The organism is Fundidesulfovibrio soli (genome assembly GCF_022808695.1).
In the GTDB taxonomy this organism is placed as follows: Bacteria; Desulfobacterota; Desulfovibrionia; order Desulfovibrionales; family Desulfovibrionaceae; genus Fundidesulfovibrio; species Fundidesulfovibrio soli.
This window is the reverse complement of sequence record NZ_JAKZKW010000001.1, coordinates 234,918-247,058: the sequence shown is the minus strand read 5'-3', so window position 1 is coordinate 247,058 and position 12,141 is coordinate 234,918. Positions and strand designations below refer to the sequence as shown.

Genomic DNA, 12,141 nt, shown 5'->3' with positions numbered 1-12,141 from the left:
AAGCTCAATACTCCATGCGGCAGGCCACGGGCATACGCCAGCCCGTACCGAAGGCCCTGTCCGTTATTTTCAGGCCGGGGGCGGCCTGACGGCGCTTGAACTCCGCGTTCTTCACCAGCCTGCACACCTTGCCCACCACCACCCTGTCGAACCCGGCCGCCGCGATCTCGTCCACCGAGGCCTGCAGCTCCACGCGCAGGCGCAGGATGGCGTCCAGCTCCTCATAGGGAGGCAGGCTGTCCTGGTCCTTCTGGTCGGGACGCAGCTCAGCCGAAGGGGCCTTGTCGATGATGGCCTGGGGGATCAGGTCGGCCCGGTTGGCGTTGCACCACGCGGCCAGGCGGTAGACCATGGTCTTGGGCACGTCCGAGATCACGGCCAGGCCGCCGGACATGTCGCCGTATATGGTGCAGTAGCCCACGGCCAGCTCGGATTTGTTGCCCGTGGTCAGCAGGAGCTTGCCGAACTTGTTGGAGACCGCCATGAGCAGGTTGCCCCGGATGCGCGACTGGATGTTCTCCTCCGTGGTGTCCGGGTCGCGCCCGGCGAAGGCTTCGGCCAGCGTGCTCTCGAAACAGCCCATGATGCCCTCGATGGGCAGGGTCATGGTCTCGATTCCAAGGCGCGCCGCCAGCTCCAGGGAGTCGTCCACACTGCCCTGGCTGGAATAGGGGCTGGGCATGAGCACGCCGAGCACCTTCTGCGGCCCCAGGGCTTCGGCGGCGATGGCGGCGGTCAGGGCGGAGTCGATGCCGCCGGAAAGTCCCAGCAGCGCTCCCGGAAAGCCGCACTTGGCGGCATAATCCCGCACGCCCAGCACCAGGGCGCGCCAGGCCTCGGCCTCGGGCGAGAAATCGTCCTGGGCCAGGGCCGGTTCGCAGTCCGGCGAACATTCGTCCAGAGCGTTCAGATCCACGACCAGGACGTCCTCACCGAAACCCTTGGCGCGCATGGTCAGGTTGCCTTGGGCGTCGGCGGCCATGGAGCGGCCGTCGAACACCAGGTCGTCGTTGCCGCCCACCTGGTTGCAATAGAGCACGGGCAGGCCGTACTTGCGCGCGGCGCTTGCGATGAGCTTCTCGCGCATGGCCTGCTTGCCCAGGGTGAAGGGCGAGGCGGAGAGGTTGAGGATGGCCTGCGCCCCCTCGGCCACCAGCCGCTCAACGGGGTCGTCACGGTAGCGGCGGCTCTGCCAGAAGTCCTTGTCGTTCCAGATGTCTTCGCAGATGGTCACGCCAATCCGTTTGCCGCCGATCTCCACGAAGCCGAGGCTGTCTCCGGGCTCGAAGTAGCGGTCCTCGTCGAAGACGTCGTAGGTGGGCAGCAGCATCTTGGGGATGAAGGCCTCCACGACACCGCCGCGCAGGAGGGCCGCGCAATTGTACAAGGGCTTGGCGTCTCCGCGCCCCGTGGGGATGGCCGTGCCCACCAGGACCGCCGGGCCTTTGACCAGGCGCTCCGCCAGCCTGTTCAGCTCGTGACGGGCCTTCTCGATGAAGGCCGAGGAAAGCAGCAGGTCGCGGGGCGGATAGCCCGTGAGGGCCAGCTCCGGGGTGACGCACAGCTCCGCGCCCTGCTCGGCCGCAACCTCCGCGTTGCGGGCGATCCTGGCGGCATTGCCGCAGAGGTCGCCAGCCACGGTGTTTATCTGGAGCAGCCCTATCTTCATGCCAGCATGTCGGCCATGGTGTAGAGCTTGCCCGGCTTCTGGGAGCCGATCCAGCGCGCGGCGCGCAGCGCCCCCCGGGCGAAGTTCTCGCGGGAGTGGGCGCGGTGCGTCACCTCGATGCGCTCGCCAGGGCCGAAGAAATAGACCGTGTGGTCGCCCACCACGTCGCCGCCGCGCACGGCCAGCACGCCGATCTCGTCCTTGGTGCGCGCGCCCACGATGCCCTCGCGCCCGCACTTCTTCACGTCGTCCAGGGCCTGGCCCCGGGCGGCGGCGATCACCTGCCCCAGCTTGATGGCCGTGCCGCTGGGGGAGTCCACCTTCTTGTTGTGGTGGATTTCGGTGATTTCCAGGTCGTAGTCGGGGCCCAGGGCCTCAACCAGCATGGGCAGGAGCTTCATGAGGGTGTTCACGCCCACGCTCATGTTGGGGGACCAGAACATGGGCGCCTTGGCGGCGGAGGCCTCAAGCTCGAGCAGCTGCTCTGGCTTGAAGCCGGTGGTGCCGAAGACCACGGGGTTGCCCAGCTCGGCAGCGGCCTTGGATACGGCCACGCTGGCCTCCGGGGCGGTGAAGTCCACCACCACGGCGCCGGGCAGCTTGGCGAAGACCTCTTTTGCGTCGGTGCCGCGCACGCAGGCGAATTTCTCGAGCGATGCCTCGTGCTGGGGCCGCTCCACCACGCCCGCCAGGTTGAGTTCAGGGTCGGCCATGGCCAACGCCGCCAGGGTGCCGCCCATGCGGCCGCCCGCGCCCATGATGATCACATCGCACACGCTCATGCTCGTCCTCGCTCGTATCAAAGGGTTTCGCCCCGGATGAGGCGTTCGAATTCGTCCTGTGAGAGCACCTGTACACCAAGTGCTCTGGCTTTATCCAGCTTGGAGCCGGGGTCCACGCCAGCGACCAGATAGTCGAGCTTCTTGGAGACGGAACCCAGCACCACGCCGCCCAGCCCCTCCACCAGCGCCTGGGCCTGGCTGCGGCCCATGCCTTCGAGCGTGCCCGTGAACAGGAAGCGCTTGCCGGAAAGCGGCCTGGAGGCGGCGTCCGCCGCAAACTCCTCGGCCTTGCGCGGCCATAGCCCGCACTCCTTGAAGCTCTCCAGCAGGTGATGGTTGGCGGGGTTGTCGAAGAAAGCCCGGATGGCCCCGGCCACTTCCGGCCCGATGTCCGGCAGGGCCTGGAGGGTCTCCTGGTCCGCTGCGGCCAGGGCGTTCAGGTCGTCGAAGCGGGCGGCCAGGGTGCGCGCGGTCTGCGTGCCCACGTGGCGGATGCCCAGCCCGGCGATCAGCCTGGCCAGCGGGGCCTGGGTGCGGGTTTTCTCGATGGAGGCCAGCATGTTCTCGGCCAGCTTTTCGCCCATGCGCTCCAGGGGCATGAGATCATCCATGCGCAGGCGGAAGATGTCCGCCGGGGACTTCACCAGCCCCTTGTTGACCAGAACCTCTATCCAACGCTTGCCCAGGCCCTCGATGTCCAGCCCGGACTTGGAGACGAAGAATATGATGGACTGCACCAGCACCGCCGGACAGGAGAGGTTCAGGCAGCGCCAGGCCGCCTCGCCCTCCAGTCGCTTAACGGGCGAGCCGCAGGCCGGGCAGGTGGGCGGGAAGGTGAATTCCTGCGCGCCTTCGGGCCGCTTCTCCAGCACCGGGCGCACCACCTCGGGGATCACGTCGCCCGCGCGCTGCACCACCACGGTGTCGCCAGCGCGCAGGTCCTTGGCGCGGATTTCGTCCTCGTTGTGCAGCGTGGCCCGCGAAACCGTGACCCCGGCCACCTGCACGGGTTCGAGCATGGCCACGGGAGTGAGCACGCCCGTGCGCCCCACCTGCACCTCGATGCTCCTGAGCACAGTCTCGGCCTGCCTGGGCGGGAACTTCCAGGCGATGGCCCAGCGGGGGGCCCTGGCCGTGAACCCGGCCTCGCGCTGCCACTCCAGGGAGTCCAGCTTGACCACCATGCCGTCGATCTCGAATGCCAGCTCGTCGCGCGTGGCTTCCAGCTCCTTGTAGAAAGCCTCCACCCCTGCGGCGTCCACCGCCCTGCCCTGCTCCGCCACGGTGAAGCCCAAGGCGGCAAGGCCGCGCATGGCGGCGGAATGGGTGCTCCAAGGCGGGACCAGCAAGGGCCAGCTCGTCTCGCCCAGGCCGTAGGCGAAGAAGCGCAGCGGCCTGGAGGCGGTGATCCGCGAATCCAGCTGCCGCACGGAGCCCGCGGCCGCGTTGCGCGGGTTGGCGAAGACCTTGGCCCCGGCCTCGTCCTGGGCGGTGTTGAGGGCGTGGAAATCCGCCTTGGTGATCACCACCTCGCCGCGGACCTCCAGCAGGCTGGGCACCGGAAGCCCCGCCTTGCGGGCGGCTTCGCGGATGTCCAAGGGCAGGGAGCGCACCGTGCGCATGTTGTCCGTGACGTCCTCGCCCACCTCGCCGTCGCCGCGCGTCAGGGCGCTCGTGAGCACGCCGCCCTCGTAGATGGCCTCCAGGGCCAGGCCGTCGAACTTGGGGTCCGCCCAGAAGCTGAACTCCCGGTCCGGGAGCACGCGGGCCAGGCGCTCCACGAAGGCGCGCCAGTCCTCCTCGGTCAGGGCGTTGTCCAAACTGTACATTCTCTGGCGGTGCGGCCTGGAGGCGAATTCCCTGGCCACGGCCCCGCCCACGCGCCGCGTGGGGGAGTTGGGGTCGTCCAGCTCGGGGTGCGCGGCCTCGATGGCCTGCAACTCGCGGAAGAGCGCGTCGTACTCGGCGTCGCTGATCTCCGGGGCGTCCAGTACGTAGTAGAGCCTGCTGTGGCGCTCCAGTTGGGCCCGGAGCTCCAGCGCGCGGGCACGGGCGTCGGTTGCGGTGTCGGTCATGCGTAGGACTCTTTGTTCAAGGCGGTCTTGCCGTTGAATATGATCTGCCACAGCCGCTCGAAGGCGTGGCCTGTATTGCGTTCGTCCTCGGGGTCGGCCTCCACCAGGCTCAGGGCGAAGGCGTAGAACTCCAGGGGCCGGGCCAGGATGCGCCTGCGGGAGACGAAGAACAGCCCGGCCGGGGCCGTGGCCAGAAATGATTCGGGAGCATCCCCAGCGAAGAGCGCGGCGTAGACCTCGCCCACGGGGATGTCCCGCCCCCAGCCCTTCCAGCGCCCCTTGCCCTCGGGGTCGCGCATGGCGTGGGGCCTGCCCAGCCTGTCGCACTTGAGCTTGTACCAGGCGAAGCCGGTGAATTGCGCGTCCAGGCGCACATTCTGTGCGATGCGTTCGCGCAGGGCGTTCACGTCCGCGCCCTCGCCCATGTGCCGGAACGGGTCGGCTTGCAGGAAAACGGTGAAATCCGCAAGCCTATCGTAATTCCTGACGATGTGCGTCAAGTAGGTGTGTGTCTCTCGGCCGATGTTGGGCAGGGCCAGGAGGCCGGGCTGGCCAGACTTGTCATAGACCAGCGCCTCGAAGCCCAGCGCATCCACCCAGGCCACGTCCTCCCGCCAGCGGGCCACGACGACCTGCACCGTCTGGCCGTCGGGGCTCATGTCAGGTCTTTCTGCATGGCGGTCAGGCTGTGCCTGTTGCCCACCAGGATGAGCGTGTCCCCGGCTTCCAGCACGGACTGGGGCTGCGGGTTGAACAGCAGCTTTCCGTCGGGCTTCTTGATGCCGATGACGATGATGTTGTAGCGCTGCCTGAGCTGGGAGGAGATGAGGTCCTTGCCGGCCACCGGGGATTCGGGCGCGATGGTCAGCTGCTCCATCTGCAGGTCCTCGATGTCGCCGCGCATGGCCAGGTCCATGAAGCCGAGCACCGTGGGCCGCAGCACGGACTGCGCCATGCGCATGCCGCCGTAAAGGTGCGGGAAGAGCACCTGGTTGGCCCCCGCGCGGGTGAGGCGCTGGGAGTGGTCCGGGGCGTCGCTGCGGGCCACGATGAAGATGTCGGGGTTGATCTGGCGCGCGGTGAGCGTCACGTAGACGTTGGCGGCCTCCTCGCTGAGCGCGGAGACCAGAGCCTTGGCACGCTTGAGCCCCGCGGCCAGGAGCATCTCGTCCTTGGTGGCGTCTCCGGCCACGTAGGGGATGTTCTTGCGCTGAAGCTCCTCGATGAGCGCGGGCGTGCGCTCCACCACCACCACGTCCTGGCCCTCGGCCAGGATTTCCTGGGCCACGATGGAGCCGATGCGGCCGTAGCCGCAGACGATGGTGTGCCCCTGCATCTTGTCTATGGCGCGTCGCATCCACCGCCTCCCGAAAATGTTTTGCAGATGCCCCTCGATGACCAGTTGCACGATGGCGCCCGCGAGATAGAAGAACGTGCCCACTCCCGTGAGGATCACCAGGGAGGCGATCACCCTCCCCGCTTTGCTCAGGGGGTGGACCTCGCCGTAGCCCACCGTGGAGAGGGTGATGATCATCATGTACACGCTGTCGAAGAGGTCCCAGCCCTCAACGTGCATGAAGGCCAGTGTGCCGCAGGTGAAGATGCTGACCACAGAGGCCAGGCCCGCCAGCACCGGCCAGAGCACGCCGAGCTTGCGGCGCAAGCCCCAGAAGCGGCTGCGGATGCGGCTTATGCGGCGCCCCTTCATTTCTTGCCGCCTTGCAGGGCCGCGATGGCGTCGCGCAGTTCGGCGGCGCGCTCGAAGGCCAGCTCCTTGGCGGCGGCCCGCATGTCGCGCTCGAGGCGCTTGAGAAGCTTCTCCACGGTTTCCTCGTCCCTTGCCTGTTCCATGATCTCGTCCACGAAGCTCTCGCCCTTGCGTTTCGGGGCCTTCTCGGCCTTGCCCTGCGTGTAGATGGCGTCGAGCACGTTGTCGAGATCCTTGATGATGGTGCGCGGCGTGATGCCGTGCTCGAGGTTGTGAGCCAACTGCTTGGCGCGCCTGCGGTCGGTCTCCTCCATGGCTTCGCGCATGGAGCGCGTCACCTGGTCGGCGTAGAGGATGACCCTGCCCTCGATGTTGCGTGCCGCGCGCCCGAAGGTCTGGATCAGGGAGCGGGCGGAGCGCAGGAAGCCCTCCTTGTCGGCGTCAAGGATGGCCACCATGGACACCTCGGGGATGTCGAGGCCTTCGCGGAGCAGGTTGATGCCCACCAGCACGTCGAACTCGCCCGCGCGCAGGGCCTGAATGATGGCCACGCGCTCCAGGGTGTCCACGTCGGAGTGCAGATAGCGGGTGCTCACGCCGTAGGTGTTCAGGTAGTCGGTGAGCTCCTCGGCCATGCGTTTGGTCAGGGTGGTCACCAGCACGCGCTCCCCGGCGGCCGCGCGCTTTTTGCACTCCGAGAGCAGGTCGTCGATCTGGCCCTGGGTCTTGCGCACCTCCACCTGGGGGTCCAGCAGGCCGGTGGGACGGATGATCTGCTCCACCACGAGGCCCTGGGCGCGCTCCAGCTCCCAGGGGCCGGGCGTGGCCGAGACGAACACGGCCTGGCCGATGCGGCTCTGGAACTCGTCGAAGTTGAGCGGCCTGTTGTCCAGGGCCGAGGGCAGTCGGAAGCCGTAATCCACCAGGGTTGATTTTCTTGAGCGGTCGCCGTTGTACATGCCGGCAACCTGCGGCACCGAGATGTGGGATTCGTCCATGAACAGGATGAAATCCTTGGGGAAATAGTCGATCAGGGTAGCCGGGGGCTCACCAGCCTTGCGCCCGTCCAGGTGGCGGGAGTAGTTCTCGATGCCGTTGCAGTAGCCCAGCTCCTCGATCATCTCCAAGTCGTAGAGGGTGCGCTGCTCCAGGCGCTGGGCCTCCACCAGGCGGTTGTCGCGCTTGTACTCGATCAGGCGCTCGCGCAGCTCGTCGCGGATGTCGCTCATGGCCCGGGTCAGGTTGTCGCGGTCCGAGACGTAGTGCGAGTTGGGGAAGATCACGGTCTTGGGGAGGTTGCGGATCACCTCGCCGGTGAGGTGGTCGGTCTCCAGCACGCGCTCCAGTTCGTCGCCGAAGAACTCCAGGCGCAGGGCGCGCTCCCGGGCGTAGGCCGGGATGATCTCCAGCACGTCGCCGCGCACGCGGAAGGCGCCTCGGTGCAGGTCGTAGTCGTTGCGCTCGTACTGCACCTCCACCAGCTTGCCGATGACCTCCTCCATGGAGATGTTCTGGCCCTCCTCCAGCGGCAGCACCATCTTGGCGTAGTACTCGGGCGAGCCCAGGCCGTAGATGCAGCTCACCGAGGCCACGATCACCACGTCGCGCCGGGTGAGCAGTGCATGGGTGGCGGCGTGCCGGAGCTTGTCGATATCCTCGTTGATGGAGGAGTCCTTTTCGATGTAGGTGTCCGTACGCGGGAGGTAGGCTTCCGGCTGGTAGTAATCGTAGTAGCTGACGAAGTACTCGACTGCGTTGTTGGGGAACAGCCCCTTGAATTCGTTGAAGAGCTGCGCCGCGAGCGTCTTGTTGGGGGCCATGATCAGCGCGGGCCGCCCCGTGCGTGCGATGACCTGGGCCATGGTGAAGGTCTTGCCGGTGCCCGTGGCTCCCAGCAGAACCTGTGCGGGCAGGCCGGCATCAAGGTTGGCGGTCAGCTCGTCGATAGCCTGGGGTTGGTCTCCCTGAGGCGAAAAGGGGCTGACCAGCGTGAACTCGGATTGACTTTTGTCCTGTTTTCTCAAATCTATCCCCTCGCGACGGCGCGAACATCTTTCTAAGGCCTCGCGGGCCATAAAACAAGCGCGGAGGGCAACCATGCTGATCGACATCGTCCCTGCACAGGAACGGCTCCCGGTGGACCGGGCCTGGTCCGTCTCCATCGTGATAAAGAGCTTCAAGGGCCGCAAGGACGTGGAGGTCCACCTTTTCCGCCCCGAATGGGACGACCTGGAAGAGGATTCCTACGACTGGAACCATGTGCTGGGCGACCCCATGCACCCCGACATGGACGCCGACATGGCCTCCGGCCGCAAGCTGGTGATGGAGTCCTTCACGGCCGAGGAGCGGGACCAGATGGTGGCCTACTTCCAGGAGCGCTACGCGGACAAGCTGGACGCCATCCGCTCCTGCACGATCGACTTCCCCGTACCCCTGGGCATTCCCGCCCTCTCCGACTTGCCCGAGGGCAAGGACGTTGGCTTCGTGCTCTTCGACAAGATCCCCAACTACACCCTGCCCTTCCCCGTGCGCGGCTTCTTCGACCTGAGCCAGCACGCGCCCATCGTCGAGGTGGACCAGAAATGAGGAACGTCTGCGTCTTCCTGGGCTCCAATCCGGGAAAGTCCCCGGCCTACGCCGAGGCCGTGGCCGAAGCCGGGCGCACCCTGGCCGAGCGCGGCATCGGGCTGGTGTACGGCGGGGCCAAGAACGGGCTCATGGGCGTGCTGGCCAATGCCGTGGCCGACGGCGGCGGGCGCGTGGTGGGCGTGTTGCCAGGATTTTTGAAGGCTAAGGAGCTGGCCTTCGACCGGCTGACCGAGATGCACGAGGTGGACACCATGCACGAGCGCAAGGCCAAGATGGCCGAGCTCTCGGACGGCTTCGTGGCCATGCCCGGCGGCCTGGGCACCCTGGAGGAGTTCTTCGAGGTGGCCACCTGGGGGCAGCTGGGCCTGCACGCCAAGCCGGCCGGACTGTGCAACGTGCTGGGTTATTACGACAAACTGGCAGGATTTCTGGACAACATGGTGCAGGAGGGCTTCGTGAAGCCCGTTCACCGGGAGAATCTGCTCCAGGCGGACAGCTTCCCTGCCCTGCTGGAAATTATGGTCGGATTTAAGCCGGTGGTCGCTGGAAAGTGGTTCGGAATCGAGAAAAGTTGATACCCCTATCGAATAAATGATAGGAGAAGCCGCCAGGAACGTGGTTCCTGGCGGCTTTTCTTTTTTTTCACACAGAGATTGATAGCCATTTTCTACAACTTCGCACAACATGACTACCATCAAGGGATATTCTCATGAATCCATTCAAATTTAGCGTCTCGCTGCGTTTCTGGAGCAAATCGATTGATTGCATAGAGATAGCGAATGTAATATTGCTCCAGCCAGACATTAGTCACAAAGCTGGAGAGCAGCGGAAAACGCCTAAGGGTACACTCTTGGATGGCATCTATAAAGAGAACTATTGTGTTTTCAGAATAGAGAGACAAGATGATGAAGACCTCAGTGAACTACTCGAACGGATCGCAGATGATCTTCTGCCCTACAAGGATCTCTTTGACCGAGTGCGAGATGAGGGAGGAGTAGCTGAATTCTTCATTGGCTGGTTCACCTCAGGAAATAGTGGAGATATTTTTAACCATCAGTTGCTGCAAAAGCTCGGCGAGCTATCCATCGATCTGTCGTTTGATGTGTATGGAGATTGAAAAACTACCGGCTAACCCCGCAGCATACTCCCACCGGCTGTTGCCACTTCTTTAAAAAACAAAGCCTGGTGCCGGTAACACCGGCGCCAGGCTTTCTTATCTCTTGGGCAAATGCAGCCAGCTTAAACCAAGCTACTGCTTCTTCGCCTTGCTCTGCTCCAGCGCCTGGTCGATCAGGTGCTTGAACCCTTCCAGGGTGGGCACGCCGGGCAGGGGCTCGCCGTTGATGAAGAACGTTGGCGTGCGGTCCACGCGGGCGTTGTCCGCGTCCTGAACGCTCGCCTCCACTGCGGCCTTGTACTTGTCCGTGCTCAGGCACTGCCCGAAGGCCTGGGCATCAAGCCCAAGCTGCTGGGCGAACTGCTTGAGCAGGTCGTCGGGCAGGTCGCCCTGGGCGGCGTACAACAAGTCCTGGTAGTCCCAGAACTTGCCCTGGTCCGCGGCGCAGCGGGCGGCCTGGGCGGCCCGCGCCGCGTAGGGGTGCATCTGCAGCGGGAAATCCTTGAAGATCCAGCGCAGGCGGCCTTCGTACAGGGGGCGCACCTGTTTGATGCTCTCGTGAACCCTCTTGCAGCCGGGGCACTGGTAGTCCGAGAACTCCACCACGGTCACGGGGGCATCGGCGGGCCCCAGCACGTACCGCGGGTCGATGGGCAGCCTGGCGATGTCCGGCTTGGGTTGGGGGGCCGCCTGGGCCGCCTGGGCCGGGGCCTTGGGCACGGGGCGCGCCAGCCCCTGCTGCACGAGGATGAAGGACAGCAGCGCCAGAGCCAGCATCTGCCAGAAATGGCGGCTGCGGAACACGAAAGCCGCGCTCAGCACCACGAACACGCCGTTGGCGATGCAGAACACGCACGGGGCCTTCATGGCGATGAGGGTGCGGGCCAGCTCGGCCTCGAAGCCGAGTCCCGCGCCCACGATCCATACGGCGGCCGGCGGAAAAAAGTACACCGACGCGCACAGAAGCGCGAAATAGGCCGCGCCGAGCACCCACAGCGGGTATCCCAGCAGAGTAAATCCCAGGGTCTGCTTGCAGCCGTCAGAAAACGCGGCGCAGAGCTGGGCGAACATGCCGTAGCTCTCGTACATGCCCGAGAGCACGGCCACGGCCGCGCCCGCAAGGCACAAGAGCGCCACCGCGCGCGTATTGACGTCCTCTCCCTTACGCGAGGTATCTCTCCCTATCAGCAGCGCCGACATGCACACACTCCTCAGGTTTTTCTCGTGAAACGGAACACCACGTCAGCGCCGTTCTCCACAATCTCCATAATCCATTGGCCATACATGGACGCAAGCTCCCAGAAGATGGGCGCCTGCGAGGGTTTGCCCCACACCTCCACGACACTGGCCTGAACAAACCGGAGGTGCCACCCGACCTCCGCGCCTACGCCTCAACACGTGCGGCGAACATCAAGAGCGATCGTCACGGCTTCCATCCAAACGCTCCTTCACGCATTGCGGATCGCTCCACCACGCGGGCGCGGCCCAGGGGCCTGGCCCCGAAGGCTGGGCGCAGGCCGTGCGCGCCAGGCGGGTGAACTCCACCCGGGGTATTTCCCGCGCGCCAAGGCGCATCACATGCGGGGTGGCCTGCTGGCAATCCATAAAGTAAAACTTCAAGTCTTTCAGGAGCCACATCAGGTGCACGAAGGCCACCTTGGAGGCATGCCCCACGGTGTGGAACATGGATTCCCCGAAAAACGCCCTGCCAACGCCCACCCCGTATATGGCACCCACCAGCCGGCCGTCCAGTCTGCATTCCACGCTGTGGGCATATCCCTCGCGGTGCAGGCGCGCGTAGGCCCGGATCATGTCGTCCGTGAGCCAGGTTCCGGCCTGTCCGGGCCGGTCCACGATGGCGCAGGCGCTGATGACGGCCTGGAAATCGGTGTCCACCGTGACCTCGAAGGGGTGGTTGCGCAGATAGCGCCGGAACCGCCTGTCCAGCGTGAGCCAACGCGGGGTGATGATGGGGCGGGGATCGGGCGACCACCACAGGATGGGGTGGTCCTCGTTGTACCAGGGGAAGATGCCGTTGCTGTAGGCGGCGAGCAGCCGCCTGGGGCTCAGGTCGCCGCCCACGGCGAGCAGGCCGCCCGGATCGGCGTTCTCTGGGTCCGGGAAGACCGTCGAGGACGACAACAGGGTGATCACCGCGCACCCCGGGCCGGAAGAGCGCCGACCACGAACCCGCATCCTAC

At 65.5% G+C, this 12,141-nt stretch carries 11 protein-coding genes; 3 read left to right on the top strand and 8 right to left on the bottom strand.

Annotated elements, in window-relative coordinates; translation table 11 throughout:
- Positions 1-4: 4 nt before the first annotated feature.
- From MLE18_RS01175 to uvrB, 6 genes are read right to left on the bottom strand one after another with little or no spacing between them, the layout of a single operon-like run.
- A complete protein-coding gene (locus MLE18_RS01175) occupies positions 5-1,669 on the bottom strand; it encodes an NAD+ synthase (protein WP_243366558.1) in 1,665 nt (554 codons plus the stop codon).
- Entirely contained in the window at positions 1,666-2,451 is a 786-nt protein-coding gene (dapB, locus tag MLE18_RS01170; RefSeq protein WP_243366556.1) for a 4-hydroxy-tetrahydrodipicolinate reductase, read from the bottom strand. Before dapB ends, MLE18_RS01175 begins: the two co-directional genes overlap by 4 nt.
- A gap of 17 nt (positions 2,452-2,468) precedes the next feature.
- Positions 2,469-4,526: an NAD-dependent DNA ligase LigA gene (gene ligA, locus MLE18_RS01165; RefSeq protein ID WP_243366554.1), complete on the bottom strand. Its 2,058-nt coding sequence runs from the start codon at positions 4,524-4,526 to the stop codon at positions 2,469-2,471.
- Positions 4,523-5,185: a DUF3431 domain-containing protein gene (locus MLE18_RS01160; protein ID WP_243366552.1), complete on the bottom strand. Its 663-nt coding sequence runs from the start codon at positions 5,183-5,185 to the stop codon at positions 4,523-4,525. Before MLE18_RS01160 ends, ligA begins: the two co-directional genes overlap by 4 nt.
- Positions 5,182-6,234, bottom strand: a complete 1,053-nt coding sequence (locus MLE18_RS01155; RefSeq protein ID WP_243366550.1) for a potassium channel family protein — start codon at positions 6,232-6,234, stop codon at positions 5,182-5,184. Before MLE18_RS01155 ends, MLE18_RS01160 begins: the two co-directional genes overlap by 4 nt.
- Positions 6,231-8,258, bottom strand: coding sequence for an excinuclease ABC subunit UvrB (gene uvrB, locus MLE18_RS01150; protein ID WP_243366548.1), 2,028 nt, complete (start codon positions 8,256-8,258; stop codon positions 6,231-6,233). The genes MLE18_RS01155 and uvrB overlap by 4 nt, the downstream gene beginning before the upstream one ends.
- Positions 8,259-8,331: 73 nt before the next feature.
- On the opposite strand from uvrB, the gene MLE18_RS01145 reads away from it, so the two are divergent.
- The 3 genes from MLE18_RS01145 to MLE18_RS01135 all read left to right on the top strand — a co-directional run bounded on the left by MLE18_RS01145 (position 8,332) and on the right by MLE18_RS01135 (position 9,940).
- Complete coding sequence (locus MLE18_RS01145) at positions 8,332-8,820, top strand: hypothetical protein (RefSeq protein WP_243366546.1); 489 nt, start codon at positions 8,332-8,334, stop codon at positions 8,818-8,820.
- On the top strand, positions 8,817-9,398 hold the full coding sequence (locus MLE18_RS01140; protein WP_243366544.1) for an LOG family protein: 582 nt from the start codon (positions 8,817-8,819) through the stop codon (positions 9,396-9,398). Before MLE18_RS01145 ends, MLE18_RS01140 begins: the two co-directional genes overlap by 4 nt.
- A gap of 134 nt (positions 9,399-9,532) precedes the next feature.
- The gene (locus MLE18_RS01135; RefSeq protein WP_243366542.1) at positions 9,533-9,940 is read left to right on the top strand and encodes a DUF4279 domain-containing protein; all 408 of its coding nucleotides are present in this window, start codon (positions 9,533-9,535) and stop codon (positions 9,938-9,940) included.
- 132 nt (positions 9,941-10,072) lie between these two features.
- Here the strand turns inward: MLE18_RS01135 and MLE18_RS01130 are convergent, their stop codons facing one another.
- Both MLE18_RS01130 and aat read right to left on the bottom strand, forming a co-directional pair.
- On the bottom strand, positions 10,073-11,140 hold the full coding sequence (locus tag MLE18_RS01130; protein ID WP_243366540.1) for a DsbA family protein: 1,068 nt from the start codon (positions 11,138-11,140) through the stop codon (positions 10,073-10,075).
- A 210-nt stretch (positions 11,141-11,350) separates the two neighbouring features.
- Positions 11,351-12,136, bottom strand: coding sequence for a leucyl/phenylalanyl-tRNA--protein transferase (aat, locus tag MLE18_RS01125; protein ID WP_419714880.1), 786 nt, complete (start codon positions 12,134-12,136; stop codon positions 11,351-11,353).
- Positions 12,137-12,141: the final 5 nt, after the last annotated feature.